The organism is Paenibacillus tyrphae (genome assembly GCF_024158745.1).
In the GTDB taxonomy this organism is placed as follows: Bacteria; Bacillota; Bacilli; order Paenibacillales; family NBRC-103111; genus Paenibacillus_G; species Paenibacillus_G tyrfis_A.
Map to the genome: position 1 here is coordinate 141,421 of NZ_JAMZAW010000019.1, position 20,392 is coordinate 161,812.

The 20,392-nt window shown below is 55.6% G+C and carries 20 protein-coding genes and 2 riboswitches; of the genes, 2 read left to right on the top strand and 18 right to left on the bottom strand.

Going from position 1 to position 20,392, the window contains the following annotated elements; genetic code table 11:
• Positions 1-8: 8 nt before the first annotated feature.
• The 6 genes from purS to NI000_RS25970 all read right to left on the bottom strand — a co-directional run bounded on the left by purS (position 9) and on the right by NI000_RS25970 (position 5,548).
• On the bottom strand, positions 9-257 hold the full coding sequence (gene purS / locus NI000_RS25945; protein ID WP_025845489.1) for a phosphoribosylformylglycinamidine synthase subunit PurS: 249 nt from the start codon (positions 255-257) through the stop codon (positions 9-11).
• A 96-nt stretch (positions 258-353) separates the two neighbouring features.
• Positions 354-1,247: a phosphoribosylaminoimidazolesuccinocarboxamide synthase gene (locus NI000_RS25950; RefSeq protein WP_253414272.1), complete on the bottom strand. Its 894-nt coding sequence runs from the start codon at positions 1,245-1,247 to the stop codon at positions 354-356.
• Between the two features lie 29 nt (positions 1,248-1,276).
• Entirely contained in the window at positions 1,277-2,572 is a 1,296-nt protein-coding gene (gene purB / locus NI000_RS25955) for an adenylosuccinate lyase (RefSeq protein WP_253414273.1), read from the bottom strand.
• Positions 2,573-2,770: 198 nt separating this feature from the next.
• Positions 2,771-3,991, bottom strand: coding sequence for a 5-(carboxyamino)imidazole ribonucleotide synthase (gene purK, locus NI000_RS25960; protein WP_253414274.1), 1,221 nt, complete (start codon positions 3,989-3,991; stop codon positions 2,771-2,773).
• Positions 3,988-4,473, bottom strand: a complete 486-nt coding sequence (gene purE, locus NI000_RS25965) for a 5-(carboxyamino)imidazole ribonucleotide mutase (protein WP_036687439.1) — start codon at positions 4,471-4,473, stop codon at positions 3,988-3,990. Before purE ends, purK begins: the two co-directional genes overlap by 4 nt.
• Before the next feature lie 160 nt (positions 4,474-4,633).
• A riboswitch (purine riboswitch) is annotated at positions 4,634-4,735 on the bottom strand.
• A 114-nt stretch (positions 4,736-4,849) separates the two neighbouring features.
• Entirely contained in the window at positions 4,850-5,548 is a 699-nt protein-coding gene (locus NI000_RS25970) for a DUF6483 family protein (protein ID WP_253414275.1), read from the bottom strand.
• A gap of 163 nt (positions 5,549-5,711) precedes the next feature.
• A riboswitch (cyclic di-AMP (ydaO/yuaA leader) is annotated at positions 5,712-5,864 on the top strand.
• A gap of 5 nt (positions 5,865-5,869) precedes the next feature.
• Here NI000_RS25970 and NI000_RS25975 point away from each other — a divergent pair.
• Positions 5,870-6,748, top strand: a complete 879-nt coding sequence (locus tag NI000_RS25975) for a stalk domain-containing protein (protein ID WP_253414276.1) — start codon at positions 5,870-5,872, stop codon at positions 6,746-6,748.
• Between the two features lie 83 nt (positions 6,749-6,831).
• On the opposite strand, the gene NI000_RS25980 is transcribed toward NI000_RS25975, so the two are convergent.
• On the bottom strand, positions 6,832-8,760 hold the full coding sequence (locus tag NI000_RS25980; RefSeq protein WP_253414277.1) for an FAD-dependent oxidoreductase: 1,929 nt from the start codon (positions 8,758-8,760) through the stop codon (positions 6,832-6,834).
• 234 nt (positions 8,761-8,994) lie between these two features.
• On the opposite strand from NI000_RS25980, the gene NI000_RS25985 reads away from it, so the two are divergent.
• Positions 8,995-9,759 carry an AAA family ATPase gene (locus NI000_RS25985; protein ID WP_253414279.1) on the top strand — a complete coding sequence of 255 codons (765 nt, stop codon included), beginning with the start codon at positions 8,995-8,997 and terminating at the stop codon, positions 9,757-9,759.
• 77 nt (positions 9,760-9,836) lie between these two features.
• On the opposite strand, the gene NI000_RS25990 is transcribed toward NI000_RS25985, so the two are convergent.
• The 11 genes from NI000_RS25990 to NI000_RS26045 all read right to left on the bottom strand — a co-directional run bounded on the left by NI000_RS25990 (position 9,837) and on the right by NI000_RS26045 (position 20,379).
• A complete protein-coding gene (locus tag NI000_RS25990) occupies positions 9,837-10,034 on the bottom strand; it encodes a hypothetical protein (RefSeq protein ID WP_253414280.1) in 198 nt (65 codons plus the stop codon).
• Positions 10,035-10,168: 134 nt separating this feature from the next.
• Positions 10,169-11,092, bottom strand: a complete 924-nt coding sequence (locus tag NI000_RS25995) for a hypothetical protein (RefSeq protein ID WP_253414281.1) — start codon at positions 11,090-11,092, stop codon at positions 10,169-10,171.
• 38 nt (positions 11,093-11,130) lie between these two features.
• Positions 11,131-11,820, bottom strand: coding sequence for a hypothetical protein (locus NI000_RS26000; RefSeq protein WP_253414282.1), 690 nt, complete (start codon positions 11,818-11,820; stop codon positions 11,131-11,133).
• A complete protein-coding gene (locus NI000_RS26005) occupies positions 11,817-12,350 on the bottom strand; it encodes a VanZ family protein (RefSeq protein WP_309247931.1) in 534 nt (177 codons plus the stop codon). Before NI000_RS26005 ends, NI000_RS26000 begins: the two co-directional genes overlap by 4 nt.
• The gene (tuaD, locus tag NI000_RS26010) at positions 12,325-13,668 is read right to left on the bottom strand and encodes a UDP-glucose 6-dehydrogenase TuaD (RefSeq protein ID WP_253414284.1); all 1,344 of its coding nucleotides are present in this window, start codon (positions 13,666-13,668) and stop codon (positions 12,325-12,327) included. The genes NI000_RS26005 and tuaD overlap by 26 nt, the downstream gene beginning before the upstream one ends.
• 3 nt (positions 13,669-13,671) lie before the next feature.
• Entirely contained in the window at positions 13,672-14,574 is a 903-nt protein-coding gene (gene galU / locus NI000_RS26015) for a UTP--glucose-1-phosphate uridylyltransferase GalU (RefSeq protein ID WP_253414285.1), read from the bottom strand.
• Entirely contained in the window at positions 14,561-15,730 is a 1,170-nt protein-coding gene (locus tag NI000_RS26020; RefSeq protein WP_301292690.1) for a DegT/DnrJ/EryC1/StrS family aminotransferase, read from the bottom strand. Before NI000_RS26020 ends, galU begins: the two co-directional genes overlap by 14 nt.
• A gap of 3 nt (positions 15,731-15,733) precedes the next feature.
• Positions 15,734-16,396 (bottom strand): acetyltransferase, encoded by a 663-nt coding sequence (locus NI000_RS26025; RefSeq protein WP_253414286.1) that lies wholly within the window; start codon positions 16,394-16,396, stop codon positions 15,734-15,736.
• A gap of 1 nt (position 16,397) precedes the next feature.
• A complete protein-coding gene (locus NI000_RS36995) occupies positions 16,398-18,173 on the bottom strand; it encodes a sugar transferase (RefSeq protein ID WP_309247932.1) in 1,776 nt (591 codons plus the stop codon).
• Complete coding sequence (locus NI000_RS26040) at positions 18,170-19,186, bottom strand: NAD-dependent epimerase (protein WP_253414287.1); 1,017 nt, start codon at positions 19,184-19,186, stop codon at positions 18,170-18,172. The genes NI000_RS36995 and NI000_RS26040 overlap by 4 nt, the downstream gene beginning before the upstream one ends.
• Complete coding sequence (locus NI000_RS26045; RefSeq protein WP_253414288.1) at positions 19,183-20,379, bottom strand: glycosyltransferase; 1,197 nt, start codon at positions 20,377-20,379, stop codon at positions 19,183-19,185. Before NI000_RS26045 ends, NI000_RS26040 begins: the two co-directional genes overlap by 4 nt.
• Between the last annotated feature and the right edge of the window lie 13 nt (positions 20,380-20,392).

Genomic DNA, 20,392 nt, shown 5'->3' on the forward strand with positions numbered 1-20,392 from the left:
CCTTTTGATTAACCCTGTACCAGCTCGAAACGGTAATCCTCGATTACGGTGTTCGCGAGCAGCTTCTCGCACATCGCTTTCAACCGCTCTTCCGCCGCAGCCCGGTCGTTTGTGTTCAGTTCCACTTCCAAATATTTGCCGATTCTCACCTTCTCCACTTCATCGAAGCCCATCGAGTGGAGCGCGCCCTGTACGGCGGTTCCTTGCACATCCAGAACGCTTTGCTTGATCGTTACGTATACCGTTGCTTTGAACATTAGGAAAAGTACCTCCCACATTAAGTTAATCATTTTGGGCCTATCCTGAAGCGCGTTATCCGCGGAGCGGCTGCTTTACCGCCCCGGCAAGCCAGTTTACCCTTGCACCAAACGGTTATAGATATCGCGGTAACGCCGGGAAGTTTCCTCCACCACGTGCGGCGGCAGCGGGTCCGGCTCGCTGTTTTTGTCCCAATCGGTGCCGGACAAATAGGTCCGGACCGGTTCTTTGTCCATGCCGTCGATCTCGATATCGAGCTCGTACTTGCTTTTGTCCCAGAAGCGGGAGGAATCCGGCGTGAAAATTTCGTCAATCAAGATGATTTCGCCGTCAATAAGGCCGAATTCGAACTTCGTATCCGCCAAAATGATGCCGCGCGCCTCGCAAAACTCCCGTGCAAACTCATACAGCCGGATGCTTTTCTCCTGAAGCTGCTGCGTCAGTTCCGCGCCGACCAGCTCGGTCATCCGCTCGATTGAGATGTCCTCGTCGTGGCCGACGTCGTTCTTCGCCGCAGGCGTGAAAATCGGCTGCGGAAACCGCTCGTTTTTGCGCATGCCCGCCGGCAGCTTGTGCCCGTTCACTTCGCCGGTTTTCTGGTACTGCCGCCAGCCGCCGCCGGTAATGTAGCCGCGCACGACGCATTCGATGTCGATCCGCTGTGCCTTTTTTGTGACCATGAACCGGTCCTTCATGATCTCGCGGTCCGTGACCAGCTCCCCGAGCCGATCCACGTCGGCATGCACCAGATGATTCGGCTGGATGCCTGCCGTCTGCTCGAACCAGAAGCGGCTGAGCGAATTCAGTACGTTGCCTTTGTCGGGCACCGCCGGGCTCAGCACCCAGTCGAACGCAGAGATGCGGTCGGTGACCGCGATCAGGTAGTGCTCGCCGAGATCGTACAGTTCCCGGACCTTGCCTTTATAGAGCAGCGGCGCCTTTACGTAAGGCTCGGCGCTCGAAATGGCTGTTGTCGTCGTTCCACTCATCGCTTTCGTCAGGCCTCCCCCGTTTTAGATCAGCTCAAGCCGAGACGCTTGAAAATCGTATCGACATGCTTCAAATGCCAGCTCGGATTGAATGCATCCTCGATCTCTTCCAGGCTCAGATGCTCCCGGATCGCCGGCGTGTTCTCGACGATGTCGCGGAACGAGCGCTGCTCTTCCCAAGCCTGCATCGCGCGCGGCTGCACCGTATCGTACGCTTGCTCTCGGCTGAAGCCTTTGTCGATCAGCTTCGTCATGACGCGGCCGGAGAACGGTACGCCGTACGTGCTCTGCATGTTGCGCTTCATATTTTCCGGGAACACCGTCAGGTTCTTCACGATGTTGCCCAGGCGGCTCAGCATATAGTTGAGCAGAATCGTCGCATCCGGCAAAATGATCCGCTCGACCGAGGAGTGCGAGATATCGCGCTCATGCCACAGCGTCACGTTCTCGTAAGCGGAAACCATATGGCCGCGGATGACCCGCGCCAGGCCGGAAATGCTTTCGCAGCCGATCGGATTGCGCTTGTGCGGCATCGCGGACGAGCCTTTCTGCCCCTTGGCGAACGGCTCCTCCACCTCGCGGAATTCACTCTTTTGCAGCCCGCGGATTTCTGTCGCGAACTTGTCGAGCGAGGTCGCGATCAGCGCCAGCGTCGCCATGTACTCCGCGTGACGGTCACGCTGCAGCGTCTGTGTGGAGATCGGCGCCGGCTTCGTGCCAAGCTTGCCGCACACATATTCCTCGACGAACGGATCGATGTTCGCGTACGTGCCGACCGCGCCGGAAATTTTGCCGAACTGCACGCCGTCCGCCGCAAAGCGGAAACGCTCCAAGTTGCGTTTCATCTCCTCGTACCACAGCGCCATTTTCAGTCCGAACGTCGTCGGCTCGGCATGCACGCCGTGCGTCCGTCCCATCATCGGCGTATCTTTGTAAGCAACCGCTTTGTCCTTCAAAATCTCGATAAAGTTCAGCAGGTCCTTCTCCAGAATCGTGTTAGCCTGCTTCAGCAAGTAACCGAGCGCCGTATCGACCACGTCCGTGGAGGTCAAGCCGTAGTGTACCCATTTCCGCTCCGGTCCGAGCGTCTCGGATACCGCACGGGTGAAGGCGATCACATCGTGGCGCGTCTCCTGCTCGATTTCGTAGATGCGGTCGATGTTGAAGCCTGCGTTTTTGCGCAGCTCGGCGACGTCTTCCTTCGGGATAACCCCCAGCTCTGCCCACGCTTCGCAGGAAAGAATCTCGACTTCGAGCCATGCTTTGAATTTGTTTTCTTCCGTCCAAATGCCGCCCATCTCGGGTCTCGTATAACGTTCGATCATGATTTCTCCATCCTCCGCTTTTATCCGTTTGCCTTATTGATGAAAATAGATCGCTGCGCGAGCGGATCATTCTTCCGATCGCTGTTGTCCCCGGATTCTTTGATTATATAACCCCTTAAGTTGTTAGAATCCAGAGACAAAGGCGACCGCTACGCTTCTCCAGAACGATCCCGCTCTCTCCGCTTTTTTCATCGGGTTTTAAAAGCACTCATTCCGAACCGTTCTTATTTGTATAGCGTCCCATATTTTTGAAGCCTCTATCCAATCAAATGCCGCCTCATGCGAGGCCGCGAGCAAGTTCACATGCCCCATCTTGCGACCGGCTTTAGCTTCCTGCTTCCCGTACAAATGCACCTTCGCCGTCACGCCCGGCACCTGCTCGGCTTCCGGCTTGACGATCCAGTCCAGCAACGGCTGTACGTGCTCGCCCAGCACATTGACCATAACGACCGGCGTCATCAGCGCGGGGTCCCCAAGCGGCAGGTTCGCGATGGCCCGCACATGCTGTTCGAACTGCGACGTCCGGCACGCCTCCATCGTATAGTGCCCGGAGTTATGCGGACGCGGCGCCAGCTCGTTCACGTACAGCTCGCCATCCGCGGCAAGGAACAGCTCGACGGCGATGAGGCCGATCACATCCAGCTCCTCGGCGATCCGCAGCGCCATCCGCTCCGCTTCCCGCTGCACCTCTTCCGGCACCCTTGCCGGTACGATGGACAAGTGCAAGATGTTGTTCACATGCACATTTTCCGCTGCCGGAAAAGCTCTGACTTCCCCGCGCGGGCTGCGGGCCGCGATGACCGACAGCTCCTTCGTGAAATGAACGAATTGCTCCAGCACCAGCTCCGTCCGGGCTCGGCTTAACGTATCGTACGCCTCCTGCACTTCGTCCAACGAGCGGATGACCCATTGCCCTTTGCCGTCGTAGCCGCCCGTCGCCGTCTTCAGTACGCACGGCGTGCCGAAGCGCCGAACCGCTTCGCGCAGCTCTTCCGCGCTACCGATTTCGGCATACGGCGCGACCTTCACGCCTGCGGCTTCAATCGCCCGCTTCTCGCGCAGCCGATGCTGAGTCATGTACAGCAGCTTGCTGCCCTGCGGCACGTACGATTCGGCCATCAGCAGCTTGGTGACACCGGCGTCCACGTTCTCGAACTCGTACGTGATGACATCGGCGAGCTCTGCGAGCTGCCGCGCGGCGTCGACATCATGATACGGCGCGACGATTTGCCGGTCGGCCACTTGGCCGCAAGGCGAATCCGGCGTCGGGTCCAGCGTCACGAACCGGTAGCCCATGGCGCTTCCAGCCAAAGCCATCATCCGCCCGAGCTGCCCTCCCCCAAGAACGCCAATCGCGGCGCCGGGGGGCAATACTTTCGATGGATCGTACGTTCGGTTTTGCTCTGTCTGCCGCGTCATTCCAGCACGCTCTTTTCGATAACGGTTTGCGCGATTTTTTCGCGGCGTTCCGCGACTTTGCGCTGCAGCGCCGGATCGAAGGCACCAAGCATTTGAGCGGCCAGCAGCCCCGCATTCGTCGCGCCGGCATTTCCGATCGCCACGGTGCCGACCGGAATGCCGCCCGGCATCTGAACGATGGATAGCAGCGAATCGAGGCCGTTCAGCGTGGACGACTTCACCGGCACGCCGATCACCGGCAGCACCGTCTTCGCCGCCACCATGCCCGGCAAATGCGCCGCGCCGCCGGCTCCGGCAATAATGACCTTCAATCCGCGGTCCGCCGCCGATGCCGCATACTCGAACATCAGGTCGGGCGTCCGGTGAGCGGAGACGACTTTCTTTTCATAAGGCACTTCGAGCTCGTCCAGCACGTCGCAAGCATGCTTCATCGTTTCCCAGTCGGACTGGCTGCCCATAATGACTCCAACAAGAACAGACATTGGTAACCTCCGTGTCGGTCGCATCGATGTTTGACCCTATATTATAGAAGCAAAAAAAAACAAAACGCCCATTGGATAGTACTGACAAGCGCAGTCTATCGGCAGGACGACAAGAATACTCCACAAGCGCAAGCTAAGGTCTGGCATGCTTATGCCGACCCCTGAAACTTCGCTCACTCGTAGTCCAAAAATTTAAGGTTTTCGGGTAGAAACTTTCGGGCCATATTCCCGACTTTATACGAGACTATTCGATTTTTTAAGGCTTTCATCCTCTTTAGTTTAACAGTCTTTAACACCGCATGTCAACTCCAAAAGACGAACATTATTTTGTTCAAAACAGAAATAGTTCGCATTTTCGCACCAAAAAGCGTACGACTTATCCTTGCTCCAAAATGTGCTTTTTTATGCGAATCAGCTCGTTCAGCCCGTCTTCCACTTCTTCTTTCGACAAGTTGCCCTGCTCCAGCGCCTCCGAATCCAAGACAAGCCATCGTTCGTACATCCGCATGCCGAGTCCGAGCTGTTCGAGCCGCTCCTCCGTTTCCTTCGTCCGCTCCAGCTCGTCCAGCAAATGGAAAAACGCATCCTCCGCCCGACCGTATCGGCCGCCAGCTTCATAATAAGGGATAAGCACCTTCAGCAGGCTTGCAGACATAGGAGCCCGTCCAACCAAGGCAAGCGCGGACTCGATCCGGTCTGCGAATTCCTCGCGCAGCTCTTCGCGCGCATCCAGCTCTCTGGCTGTTAGCAGAAGCTCCAGCGATTTGGCCCCCGCCGCTCTGGCGGCCGTCTCTTCTCCGGAATCCGCGTACAAAGCCGCCTGAGCGTTGAGCATGTCCCCGCATACAAGCACTTTCCCTTGATCGACCTCGCCGTCTTTGGACAGCAGAGCGAGCAGATCTTTGACCGACAGCGCATGGATCAGCTTCGAGCCGACGCCGAGCAGTTGCCGCATCGCCTGGTTCAGCAGCTCCATCGCTTCCCGCAGCTGTTGGTTCTGCCGAAGAAACATCACTTTATGCAGCATTTCCGCCGCCTGTTCGATCATCCGTAAAATATAATCCCGCTTATACATGGCGCTACCCCTTTCTCGGGACGAAGACCGTCCCAAATCAGCTGATGCCCCCGAACACTCTTTTATTGTACCGCATTCCTGCCCGGGAGGAAAAAAGCTTCTGCTATTTTCCGGCAGCAACTGGATGATTTTATGTATTGATACCAGCAACAAGCCTGTGGTAAATTCTTAAAAGCCGAATCGCACAGCACATTTTGTGTACGTACGGGGGACGCAATACATGGGGTGAATGCCGCAGAACCGCGAGGTTCGAAGGCTAGGGAGCCTACCTTCCCGAACCCGACAACTAACCTCGGAGGCTAACAGGAGGGAAAACAGAATATGAAATTCGGTTTAAAAAGCGTGCTTCTTGCATGCCTGTTCACACTGCCCGCGGTACTGCCCGTCTGCACTCCGGCTGCCTATGCCGACGAACCGGTGCGTCTGTCAGAGGATATCAAGGTTCAGGTGAACGACAAGCTGGTGCAGTTTCCGGATGCCCAGCCTTTTGTGGATGAGAATCACAAGCTTCAAGTTCCGGCGCGCGTCGTCGCGGACAAACTCGGCTACCAGCTGAATTGGGAGCCTGCCGGTTCCGAAATCAAGATTACAATCAAAGACAATAAAAACAGCCTTTCGCTGCAAACCGGCAAGAAGTCGGTTACGGTCAACGGGGAACCCGAACAGATTGAAAGCGCTGCAGAATTCGTCGACGGCCGCGTTTATGTGCCGGTCCGCCTAATTTCGGATTCGTTCGACATCCAAACGCAATGGGACAACCACAACCGCATCGCGATACTTGGTGCCGACGGCAACTATCACGCGCCCGCTTGGTATCGCCCACGCGCAGCCGTTCTGACCGCTTCCCAAGCGCTCGCAGCGGCCCCTGCACCGGGTTACAGCAAAATGATCGAAGTCAAAGCGACAGCCTACACCGCATCTCCGGCGGAGAACGGCGGATATGGCGCAGTCGATTATATGGGCAACCCCTTGAGTCTCGGAACGATCGCCGTAGATCCTTCGGTCATTCCGCTCGGTTCCAAGGTATTGATCAAAGGCTACTCCTATATGGGCCTGCCTGCCAACGGCTTGTATGCCACAGCGACGGATACCGGAGGTGCGATCAAAGGGAACAGGATCGACATTTTCCTTCCCGAAAACCGCGCTCAAGCCAAGCTCTTCGGTATACAAAATGTGCAGGTATACGTACTTAATCCTTAATCAAGCTTGATTCTCATCCAAATGAAAAAAGCAGTCGTCTCGCTTCAAAGCGGAACGACTGCTTTTTTCGGTTCGTACCTTTATCAATCGTATGTTTTGCCCGCATAGTTCGCGACCACATCGCGGATCAGCATGTAGGCTTCCCCATTCGTAAGCCGCTTCGGGTCCCGGATGGCCGATACCGTATCCTGCTTCACCGCACCCCGGGTGAGCAGTTCCTGCATGGTCGTCGGCGGCTTTTGCGGCAAACCCATCGCCGAGCCGAGAGCCGCCGCCGCCAGATCCACCGTGAGCGGAGCTTCGGCAGGATGGCCTATACCCTGTAGCGAATCGGCAGCTTTTCCTTTAAAATAGGCCGAATGCATTCTCCCTACGCCGTTCAGCTGATAGACGAGCCGCTGGGCGTTCGAGGCGCCGTCCAGGTCGAAGCCTTCATTTTTATCCCCGCCCACGGTCAAATTCATGCTCACCGTCGCTTTCAGCCCGGCATACGCTTTATGCTTCGTATAAGCGGGAGGCTGGATTCGGAATGGCTTCAGCTCCATCCCCTGCTTGTTCAGCCTTTCTTGCAGCGCTGCGATGTCCTGCTTGGACTCGGAGAGCTCGCGGAACGACAGCCCCTTGTCTATCGCGAGCTTGGCCGCGGCTCCGGCCGCCTGCGCTGTCGCCATGCCGACCGGGATGACGCGCGCGCTGCCATGCGGCAGCGTATCGAAGCTGGCCGAACGACCCACTACCAGCAGCCCGTTCACCTCCCTGGGCAAAATGCTGCGGAACGGAATTGCATACTGCACCGGGTTCATCATGATGGCGCCGCGGTCTTGATAGTTCGTGCTCTGGATATCGACTTTATACGAGCCGAAAGCGATGCGGTCCCATTGATCGCGGTTATCGAGCACATCGGTCATAGTCAGACGGTATTGGCCCTTCATATGCCGGGTTTCCCGCACATACAGCTCCGGTGCGGTTCCAGCCAACTCGAGATCGGCGAATTCCTTGAAATTTTTCTTCATATAATCAACGACAAGCGGAATCTCTTTCTTTCCGATTTCAAAAGCTTCTTCGACCGAACCGGGGTCCAGCGGATTGATTCCGAAAATTTGCAGCGCGTTGATGAGAATCGTCCCGTCATTTTGTCTCCCGATATTGAGGCCACGCATGCGAACCTTGTCTTTGTTGCTCGACGGATACTCCCACATCTCGGGGAAACCCCATCCGCTCATCCGGTCAATACCGGTATCCTTGTGCCTGCCGAACGAGTCCCATACCTCCTGCGTGACGCCCCGCAGCTTAAACACAAGCGTGACCGCCATCTGGGATTTCGGATCGCCAATGTCCTCTCTCCCTATCGTGAACGCTACGCCTGCGGCCGCGGCAATGTCGGCATCCTGCGTCGCGTCGATCACGGCTTTGGCCTTCACATTATGCCGGCTGCCGTCCTGCCGGATCACCTGCACTCCGGTAACCTTGCGCATGCCATCCTGGCCGACGGTCACAATCGGCTCCATCGTCTTCACCTTCATGAGAAGATCGATGTTCGGTTCCTGACGGACCAGCTCGTAGAACGCATTGGCGGCCGTGACAACATCGAACGATGTGCCTTCGATGCGGTCGTACCACTCCTGAAAGATCCCTTTGTTCAAAAAGTTGTGCTTGCCCGGAACAAGCGAAGACTCGGGGGAATAATTGTTATCCAGACTGTTTAACCAGCCCAGCGTCATCAAACCGCCGAGAATCTCACGGTTCCGTCCGTCCACCAGCAGCACGGACAGGCCGTTGCGCGCTGCCGAGACGGCGGCCGCCACGCCTTCCGGATCGGTACCGGTCACGATGACATCATAGGCTTCTTTGATTTGGGAGACGGATCTTACTTGTTGCAGCGGCTTCATTTCGCCTGGTCCGGCTGTGCTCTTGTCATTGCCGTACCACCATATCCCGCCCCCGATGATAAAAGCCAGCAGCAGGCCCAATCCTATTGCCAGCCGTAAACCGTTTTTTGACCGATTCGCCATCCCTAAGCTCACACTCCGTTTCGGCTCGATCTGCTCACGTCTTATTGGACGCATCGAATCAACGGTTTGTTCCAGAGAACCGCATTTTTTACAAAACTGAAAAAGTTCGACGAACCATTCGTCCAACGAGGCCGGTTCGTTGCATCGGTGCTCTCCAAGCTTACGATAGTAACGCGGCAGCCGACTTTTCTGTATAATAGAGTCAACGAACAAGCCGGAAGGAGGCGTTATCTTATGGGGATATACGATAAAGATCCGTTCGTGAGAAGTATGGAGCTGAGGTGGGAGAACGTGCCGTCTTTCGCCAAGTATCCGTTTCATCTTCCGGCTTTGCGCCGGCTGACCACCTTGCGCTTCCATCCCAAGGTCACCTACATCATCGGCGAGAACGGCATGGGCAAGTCCACATTGCTTGAAGCCATCGCCGTTGCATGGGGCTTCAATCCCGAAGGCGGCAGCCTGAACTTCAATTTCGCCACGCACGAATCTCACTCGGAGCTGCACCGGCATATCCGTTTGGTACGGGGGATCGGCAAGCCGAGGGACGGCTTCTTCTTCCGGGCGGAAACCTACTACAACCTGGCGACCAATATCGACCGGTTGGATAGCGAACCGGCGCCTGGTCCCAGAATCATCGATTCGTACGGGGGCAAGTCACTGCACGAGCAGTCGCACGGCGAATCGTTTTTTGCGGCTTTCCTTCACCGTTTCGGAGGCAACGGGCTGTATATTCTGGACGAGCCGGAAGCGGCATTGTCTCCCTTGAAGCAAATGTCCATGCTCGCCCGCATCCACGCGCTGGTCAAGAAGAACTCGCAATTCATCATCTCGACGCATTCGCCCATTTTGATGGGCTATCCGGATGCTCTCGCTTATTATTTGACGCCGGACGGAATCGAGCACATAAATGTGGAAGAAACCGATCATTATATCATTATGAAGCAATTTCTACATAACCGGGAACGCATGCTTAAGGAGCTTTTTGCCGACGAGGAATAACGCAAAAAGAACAGGCCCGCCTCGTTCCGGTACGCTGTTCTTCGTTTTTTGGTGCGCTTATCTTGTACGGAACGTCGCTAAACGGTATCTTCGTTCTTCTTCACGTCGAAGCGTTCCTCGCGGCGGTCAATCGGTCCCGGGCTTCCGGCGACCGGCGGATCGATCTGCATTACCTGGTCGGTCGTCCGCGTCTGATGCAGGTCGGTAGCCCCGGCCGCATGAGTGCCCAGATCCTCCAGCTCGGCGTTGCCTGCATTTTCAGGCATTTGGCTCATTCGACTTCCCTCCTTATTGTGAACTACCTGTATTTTGCGGTTCCCGCTGACATTTCATACCTGAAAAGCGTCTATTTTCCGGCCGGATACAAAAAAACCGGCGATACCCGAAGGCGATCGCCGGTTCCCGATGATTAATGCACGAGAGTTTGCAGCAGGCTTTGTCCCATTTGAACTTCTTGGTTAAACTCGTCTTGATATTCGTTGATGATATCCGTGCTGAAGCCTTTAGACTCCAGCTCGCTTCTTACGCTGTCGAGAATGGCGTTGAATTGAGCTGTTTTTGCGTTGAACGTGCTTTCTCCCTGCTGGTAAAGTCTTGCTCTTTCCTTGGAGTTTTTCGCCATCTTGGCTTGAATGGCGATCCCCATCAGTTCCTGTTTGCTTTCATTGCGGAGATGGATGAGCTGCTGAGTCGCATTTTTCGTGATTTCCTTGTACTCTTTATCCTTCTCCTTATCGCCGTTTCCGTTCCCATTTCCATTACCGTTTCCATTACCGTTGCCGTTGCCGTTGCCATTTCCGTTTCCATTACCTTTGCCATTGCCTTTACCGTTTTCCTTATCCTGCTTCTCTTTTTCTTGCTTCTCTTTCTCCTGTTTTTCCTTCTCTTGCTTTTCTTTTTCCTGCTTTTCCTTCTCTAGCCGCTCTTTCTCCTGCTTTTCTTTCTCTTGCTTCTCTTTCTCTAACCGCTCCTTTTCGAGCTTTTCTCTCTCCTGCTTTTCCTTCTCTAGTCTTTCTTTCTCCTGCTTCTCTCTCTCCTGCTTTTCTTTCTCCAGTCTTTCCTGCTCCTGCTTTTCCTTGTCCTTATCTTTCTTTGGCGGTTTTGGAGTGCCCCAGTTGCCAAAATTCGTCTCAAACCATTTATCCAGATTGAACTGTTCGCCGAGGAACACGTTCAGATTGACCACGGTAGGTCCGTTGAAGTTAACCAGCGGCGACTCGTTCTCGAACGTAAGCGATGCCGCTTCGGCTTTCGGTGCAGACAGTACCGGTGTAGTCAAAGCTGCCGCGATCACGACCGCAAGAAACTTTGACAAGGTTTTCCTTTTGTTCATAGCTTTCTCTCCTTTAGTTTTATAAAGTTATACAGAGCTCATTTTTTCTCCCGAAGAGACTCCTCGTAGCTTTTGCCCTTGCTCAAACCGTATTTCGAAGCAATCGCAATCAGCTCGTCGTATTCCTCTTCCGAAAGCTTTTCCAAGATCATTTCCTTGGCCTTCCTTTTTTCCTCCAAGGAAACGCCTTGTTCAAACATATTTTGTAATTGTTTTAAATCATTTCCATCTAACTTTTTAAGCAGCACGGTTGTAATTTGGACTTGTTCGGACAGCGAAATTCGATCCTGCACTTCCTTCGCCTTGCCTGCGGATATTTCAGCTTTATAGCCTGTACTCCCCGACTTCGGGTCGGACGGCTTGTCGGCTGCCTGCGGAACCGTGGCCGGGGCCTGCGTTGGCTTCTGAGCCTGCTCCGCTTTCCCCGACGGTGCCGGGGAATCGCCCGGCGTCCGGACGGCATCCTGCCCAGAGGTGGGCTTCGGAGCCTCCGCCGGCTTCTGCTGCGATACCGGAGGCTGCTCGGAGGCTTGAGCTTGGTGCGCCGGATCGGGCCGCTTCTCCGGATCGTTCACCGGTCGCTTCCCTGCCGGCGCTTCTTCTGCCAAACTGACAAGAGCCGCCGTCATCCGCTCCTGCACCGCATGAAGCGCCCAATATCCGCCAGCAAGCAGCAGCAATACAACCACCGTCCCGACTACTAAAACCTTTTTCATTCTCGCCTTCATGGAACCTCCCCTCTTCGCAGCGTACTGTTCCGTCTGATTTTGCGGAACATCGCCAGGCATAGGATGAGAACCACTAAGCCAAGGAATCCGCCGATTGAATCCAATACAATATCCTGCATTGCGCTGGTACGCTCCACACTTCTCGCTTGATTCCATTCATCCGCCGAAGCTATGCCAATCACATAAACGATCGCAAGCAGCATCTTGAAGCCAAGCTTCCATCGGGCTTGAATCAACGCGAACAAAGCACAAACCGCCAGCATCGCGTACATAAACAAATGCGAACCTTTTCGAAACAAAAACTCGACAAATTCAAACGGCTGCTTCCTGGCTTCAATCGTAGAATGATGATAATGAATGGTCATTTCAGGTACGACGCTAAGCATCCCCTCCTTCGTGAACCATTTATGTAAAATTGGCTGTATACTCTGCTCATGGTAGGACTGGGAAGAGAAGTTAAAAATAAGCAGCGTCCACAGCAACACAGGAACAAGGGTAAGGAGCTTAGTAATTGACCGGATGGGATTCACTCCTAGCCGTCAATACTGCCGGCCTGCCAACCGAGTGGTAAACGAAGCCATGTTCGTACATTTCCTGGAGCGAGAAGCAGTTGCGTCCGTCCACCAGGAACGGATATTTCAACAGCTTGCGAACGGAAGTAAGATCCATGCCCACAATCTCATCCCACTCGGTTAAAATCAGGCAGACGTCGCAATCCGTCACCGCCGCCTCGACGCTGTCACAATAAGTCACCTCGGCAGGCAGCAGCGCCCGGGCGTTCGGAATGGCGATCGGATCGTACGCTTGCACGATCGCGCCTTTTTTCACCAGTTCGTCGATAATGACTAGCGATGGAGCGCAGCGCATATCGTCCGTATTCGGTTTAAAAGCAAGCCCGAGTACCGCGATCCGCCTTCCGGCATAGTCGCCGAACAAATCCTGCAGCTTCTTTAGCATCACGTACGGCTGCGCCTCGTTGGTCGAGATGACGGATTTCAGCAGCGTAAAATCATACCCGGCCTGATCGGCCATATGGGCGAGCGCAAACGTATCCTTCGGGAAGCAGGAGCCTCCGTAGCCGATACCGGCCTGCAAAAATTTCCCGCCGATCCGGCTGTCCATCCCCATGCCTTCCGATACTTGAGTCACGTCGGCTCCGACCCGCTCGCACAGATTGGCGATGGCGTTGATAAACGAAATTTTCGTGGCCAGAAAGGCGTTCGCCGCATATTTGATCATCTCTGCGCTTTGCAGGTCCGTAATGAAAATTTTCGTCTGCAGCGGTTCGTGCAGCTTCGCAATGACCTTGGCCGCCTTGTCGCTCGTCGCCCCGATTACCGCCCGATCCATGTTCATGCAATCCGCAATCGCCGAACCCTCGCGCAGAAATTCGGGGTTGGACACGACGTCAAAATGAATGCGTTCATTGACCCTATTGTTGGCGACGATCGTCCGCACAAGCTCTCCCGTACCAACCGGCACCGTACTCTTGTTGACAATAATTTTGTAGGTGTTCAAATGCTTGCCGATCGTCTTGGCTACTTCCTTCACGTAACGCATATCCGCTTCGCCGTTCTCGGCCATTGGCGTACCGACCGCAATATAAATGATGTCGGAATCTTCGATGGCTTCGCCGATTTCGGAGGTGAAGAAGAGACGGTTTTCCGCCACGTTCTTCGCAACAAGCTCCTTTAAACCAGGCTCGTAGATCGGAATCTCTCCGTTTTGCAGCATGGCGATTTTGTCCTTGTTCACATCGCAGCAGATGATGCGGTTGCCCATTTCGGCAAAGCACGTTCCCGACACCAGACCGACGTATCCCGTACCAATCACTGTTATATTGTGCATAACTTATTTCGCCACCTTACTGTAGAATGAAGGCTCGCTTTCGTACAGCGTCCGGATGTAGTTCATCACGTCATTGCGCAAATCGTCGCGCTGCAGCGCAAAGTCCAGCGTCGCTTTGATAAAGCCGAATTTGTCCCCTACGTCGTGCCGGGCTCCTTGGAAATTGTAAGCGATGACCGGCCTTTTCTCGTTCAACCGCTTGAGCGCGTCCGTCAGCTGGATTTCGCCGCCCGCACCGGCTGGGAGACTCTCCAGAATATCGAAAATATCCGGCGTCAAAATGTACCGGCCCATGATGGCATAGTTGGAAGGAGCCGCTTTTTTCGAAGGCTTCTCGACCAGCGTATCCAGGAAGAACACCTCCGGCTCAATCGACGAGCCCCGGGGAGCGATGATCCCGTATTTGGACACGTCCTCGTCGTTTACTTTTTGTACGCCGACGACCGAGGAGGAATACCGGGAATGGACTCGAATGAGCTGGCTCAGGCACGGCTCGCTCGACTGCACGATGTCGTCGCCGAGCAGAACGGCAAACGGCTCGTCGCCGACAAAGCTGCGCGCGCACCAGATCGCGTGGCCGAGACCCTTCGGCTCTTTTTGACGAATATAGTGGATATTCGCCATCTCGGATATCGCTTGAATTTGCTCCAGCTCCTTGTTCTTGCCCTTCTTCGACAGCGTCTCTTCCAGCTCGAACGACTTGTCGAAGTGATCTTCGATGGCCCGCTTTCCGCGTCCGCTAATAATCAGAATATCTTCGATCCCGGAGGCAATCGCCTCTTCGATGATGTATTGAATCGTCGGCTTGTCCACAATCGGCAGCATTTCCTTCGGCTGAGCTTTGGTTGCAGGCAGGAAGCGCGTTCCCAGTCCCGCTGCCGGAATGATCGCTTTACGCAATTTCATGAGTCATACCTCCGCATACGAGTGTTTTGACGATCTCGATCACTTTCGCTTGCTCGGTTTCGGTCAGACTGGAACCGGAAGGCAGGCAAATGCCCTGCTCGAACAGCCGGTCGGATACGCTGTGCCCCTCCTGATGCGGATAATAGGCGCAGCCTTGGAACAGCGGTTGCAGATGCATCGGCTTCCACACCGGTCTGGATTCGATGTTCGCTTCCGCCAACGCTCGGATGATGTCCCCCGATGTCGTTCTCGCAACTTGCGGGTCGACGGTCAGTGTCGTCAGCCACCGGGTCGCTTGACCGAAGGATGCCTCCGGCATAAACTCGACGCCCTCCATGGAGCCCAGCGCTTCGGCATAGGCCGCAAAGATGGCGCGCCTCGTTTCGATTCGCTCGGGAAGCATATGAAGCTGACCGATGCCGATGCCGGCGAGCACGTTGCTCATCCGGTAGTTGAACCCGACCTCGCTGTGCTCGTAATGCGGTGCGGGGTCCCGGGCCTGCGTCGCCCAATATCTGGCCTTCTCCAAAGCTTCGAGGTCGTCCGACACCAGCATGCCTCCGCCGGAGGTGGTGATGATTTTGTTGCCGTTGAACGAATAGGTTCCGAACCTGCCCAGCGTACCGCTCGCCCGCCCTTTGTACGTCGCGCCCAGCGATTCGGCGGCATCCTCGATGACGGGAACGCCGTATTGGTCGCATAAGTCAAGCAGCGGGTCCATGTCTGCGCTTTGCCCGTACAGATTGACGACAACGACCGCTTTCGGAAGCTTCCCGGCACGCTTGGCTTCGGACAGCGCGCGCTCCAGCGCTTGTGGCGACATATTCCAGCTCTCCGGCTCGGAGTCGATGAAGACCGGCTCCGCCCCTTGATACAGCACCGGATTTACGCTGGCGACAAACGTTAGGCTTGAGCAGAACACCGTATCCCCGGCGCCGACTCCAAGCAAGCGCAAAGCCAGGTGAATGGCCGCCGTACCGGAACTGAGCGCCAAAGCTCCGCCGGCTCCGACATACCCGGCAATCTCTTTCTCAAAGACATCGACGTTGGGCCCTAACGGCGCGATCCAGTTGGTGGCGAAAGCTTGCTGCACCCATTGCTGCTCTTCTTGCCCCATATGCGGGGGAGACAGGTAAATCCTTTGATTCAGCGACATTCGCTACGCCCTCCTCTGAGCAAGCTGATCGGGTTGATCAGCGTATTTGATTGGTTTGGCAGGTACGCCTACGGCCGTGCATTGAGCCGGAATGTCGTGGGCGGCAACCGCTCCCGCTCCGAGCGTGGTCCAGCCGCCTATCGTCAATCCTTCGATCACTTTCGCGCCAAGCCCGATATGCGTTCCGTCTCCGACCGTGACATCGCCGGCTAAGGCTGCGGAGGGAGAAATATGCACGAAGCTTCCGAGAACGTTCTCGTGCTCGACGATGGCGCCGGTGTTGATGATGCACTGAGCGCCGATCCGCGCGCCGTGATTGATAACAGCTCCCGGCATGACGACTGAACCGCCGCCGATCGTCACCCCGCTTCCGAGCGTTGCCCTCGGATGAATCAATACCGCGTAGCGGGATTCGGGGTACCCGAGCCGTTCCATGACGGTACGACGGGTGCGGTTGTTGCCGATGGCGATAAACAGCCGGCAATCGTCGTCCCGCAGCAGCTCCGCCATGTCCGCAACCGGCCCGTGAAGGATGCCGTCCTGCTTAAAGCTGTGCGTATACTTGTCGTCGCCGATCCCGGCCAGCTCATATTCTCCCTGGGCCCGCATCACATCGAGGACGACCTTTCCATGACCGCCTCCGCCGATCAGGACGAGCTTCTTCATCCTAGAATCCCTCCACCTTCCGGTTGCCTGTAAATTTGGCCGTCGTGGCATGCCCCGCCTGCTGAACGCCGTCGGCACGGAATACTTTTTTCACCGTCATCCATAGGATTTTTGCATCCAGCATCAGCGACGGGTGGTCGGTGTACCATACGTCCAGCGCGAATTTCTCTTCCCAGGAGATCGCGTTTCTTCCGTTCACCTGAGCCCAACCGGTAATGCCCGGACGGACCCAATGCCGCTTCTGCTGCTCCTCCGTATATAACGGCAAATATTCCATCAGGAGCGGCCTTGGCCCGATCAGACTCATATCTCCGCGCAGCACGTTGAACAGCTGAGGCAGCTCGTCCATACTTGTTTTGCGCAGCAGCTTGCCGAAGGTGGTCAGCCGTTCGGCGTCCGGCAGCAGCTCGCCCTTGCTGTCTTTGCGATCGTTCATCGTGCGGAACTTGTACACGTGGAACGGCTTGCCGTGAAGCCCGGGACGCTGCTGTCGGAACAGCACCGGCGAGCCCAGATTCAGGCGGACCAGCAGCGCGACAAGGACGAACAATGGAGCGAATGCGATGACCGCCGTCAGAGCAGCGGTGAAATCGAGCACGCGCTTGATGCGCTGTACGGATTTTCGTTTACGGGCCGTTTTCTTCTGCTCGATCTCTCCGTACATGCGATGCAGCCGACCGACGACCGCCTGCTCCGTATATTCGCGCTCGATCACGCTGCGCGCTTCGCTGCCGAACTGCTTCAGCAGTCCGTCGCTTCCGAGCAGCTTGTGCAAAGCGTCGGCAAACGGCTCGGGCTGCTTATAAGGGACCAAAAACCCGGTCTCGTTATGCTTCACCAGTTCCCTTGTTCCGAGAACGTCGCTGGCTACCGCCGGCTTGGAGAAGGCCATCGCTTCCATCAGAAAGCGGGGAATTCCTTCCTTCTCGGAAGAAAGCACGACGATATCCGCTAGCTTGATCCAAGGGTAAATATAGCTCTGATGCCCGATCAGCCTCACGTCCTCCTCGAGGCCCAGCTCCATGATCTTCCTTCGGATTTCCGCTTCGAGCGGACCTTTCCCGGCCAGGACGCAGCAGAAGTCATGCGCGTGCTTGTCTTTGAGCAGACGAAGCGATTCCAGCAGAAAGGCGTGATCTTTTACCGGCTCCAGCCGGGCCGCCATCAGGATGATTTTCTTTCCTTCGGGGATGAGCGCCTCCTGCCGCACCCGGTCCAGCTCGGCCCGATCGATGCGGTAGCGGAATTCGTCCAGCCGGTTCAAATCGACGCCGTTCCCCTCGTAGTAGACCGGCTTGCCCGGCGCCAGCTCCCGCAACTTCTCCATATCCTCGCGGTTTTGCGAGGAAAGCGCGTCGCAGAACAGCGCGCCCGACCTCTCCAGGCTGCGGTAGATGAAGCTGGTTATCCATTTCTGTCCGTCGAAAAACGGCAGTCCGTGGCTCGTATGCAGGATCATCGGCGTTCGGGCTAGCCACCCGGCCACCCGGCCGATCAGTCCGGCCTTCGCCGTATGCGTATGAACGATATCGAAACGCTCGCGCCGAAGCAGCGAACGCATTTGAAGGATCGAACGCAGATCGTCCAAAACATGAATTTTCCGGTTCATCGGCACGAAATGGAGCTTCAGGCGGTATCGTTTCATGAACTCCTCGTCATAACCGTCGGGAGACGAAATCAGATGAACCTCATATTCCGCCTTCTGCAGTACCGCCATCTTGTCCGCCAAAATTTTATGGGAGATGGCGCTTGTGCAAATATGAGCTACCTTCTTCATACGGTTACCTCTCGATAATATTGGCAGTACCAATTGGTAAACGCCTTAATTCCGGTCTCGATGCTAATCTTGGGCGTGAAGCCGACTTCGCGCGCCAGCTCGTCGATATCGGCATACGTCGCCTGCACGTCGCCGGGCTGCATCGGTTTGAATTCGATCACTGCCTCTTTGCCGAGACATTCCTCGATCGTATGAATGAACTTCATCAAAGGAATGGGCCGGTTGTTGCCGATATTATAAATTTTATAGGGCGCGTACGAGGAGGACGGGTCCGGCTCCATCCGGTTCCAGCTATCGTTGTGCACCGGAGGACGGAACAGCAGACGCACGATGCCTTGCACGATATCGTCGATATAGGTGAAATCGCGCATCATCTGGCCCTCGTTAAACACTTGAATCGGCTTGCCCTCCATAATCGCCTTCGTGAACGAGAAATACGCCATGTCCGGTCTTCCCCAAGGCCCGTACACCGTGAAGAAGCGCAAGCCCGTCGTCGGCAATCCGTACAGATGGCTGTACGTATGGGCCATCAGCTCGTTCGCTTTTTTCGTGGCCGCATACAGGCTGACCGGATGATTGACCGCATCGGTTACGGAGAACGGCATTTTCACATTCGCCCCGTAGACCGAGCTGGAGGAAGCATAGATGAGATGCGGGATGCGATGCTTGCGGGAGCTCTCCAGCATATGCATGAAGCCGGTAATGTTGGAGTCGATGTACGCCCCCGGATTGACCATGGAATACCGCACGCCCGCTTGGGCTGCAAGATGAACGACCGCCGCAAAATCATGGGAAGCGAACAACGCATCAAGCGATTTTTGATCACGCAGGTCGAAGTTGTAATGAGCATAAGCGTCATACTCGAGCAATCCCTTTAACCGGTCTTCCTTCAGCCTGACGTCGTAATAGTCGTTTAAGCAGTCTACTCCTACCACCGAGAAGCCTTCCTGAAGCAGCTTCGCCGATAGATGATACCCGATAAAGCCTGCGGATCCGGTGACTAAAATTTTCATTGCTGCGTCTTCCCCTCTTTCACGAATTGAGAAAACTTTTCCCAAAATTCCTGCCGTTCCTGATCCAGCTGGTTTTTCGTATAGTTCCCCGCTTTCCGATAGTTTGCTTGCGCTTGCTCGGTCATCCAGCGTGTATCGGAGATATATTGCTCGATCAACCGGGCCAGATGCTTGTCATTGCCGGGCTTATGCAGATACCGCGGATCGATAAGCTCCGGAATGCCCCCGGCTGTCGACCCGATCACCGGACATCCCCGGCTCATCGCCTCGACCGTCGCTCTCGGCAAGCCTTCCTGGAAGCTCGGCTGCAAGTAAAGATCCACTTGATCCAGCCACTCGAATACGGCATCGCCACTCTGCAGAACGCCGTCGAACCGGACGTGTTCCCGCAAGCCGAATTGGGCCGCCAACGCTTCCCACGGCTCCTTGTCGCCTCCGCCGAGCACCCGGAACTCGAAGGCGGGCAGCTTCGGCTTCACCCGGGCCAACGCCTGCAGTGCCGTCGCAATACCTTTCGTTTTGCCGTTCAGATTGCCGATCAGCCCCAGGATTACGGGCTTCGCCCCGGCCTCGATCTTGCGGAGACGCCGTTCCATTACCTCGGGGCACAGCTCCGGAATTTCCACATCGGAGCAGCCTTCGGTATACCCGCTCGTATTCGGATACCGGTGCTGCAAGAATTGCTTTGTCACGTAGATGGCAAACGGCGCTTCCTTCACCTGTGCTTTCGTCTTCAGCGTTGCAATGGGTGCATACGCCTTCCCTTGCAGATTGCCGTAATTCCACAGCGCATCCCAAGCGCAGGCAACCATTTCCACGGCAAAAGGCTTCTTCAGCTTCTTGGCAATCGCCACCGCTTCCGAGCCGATTTCGCTTGGCAGCCGGGCGATCACCGCATCCGCCTGCTCGATCGATTCGGTCAGCAGGCGCTCGATATAGCCTTTTTTCGTCAGCTTGTTCACCGGATTGCTGAGGGAAGGCAGCACGACAAATTCCACATTTTTGCCGCTTGATAAGCTTTTATTCGCAATTTCCGTTTCCGAAGATATTTTTTTCGCCCGGGACGCCACCGTAATTTCGTCAAATACGGTCAAATACCGTTCCCACACCGAGTAGGGCAGCTTTCCGCTGGAAAAAAATTTCCCGGAATCGTTAAAGTAAAACGTATGGTCATGCGCCCATAATACCTTCATGGTCCTCGACCCT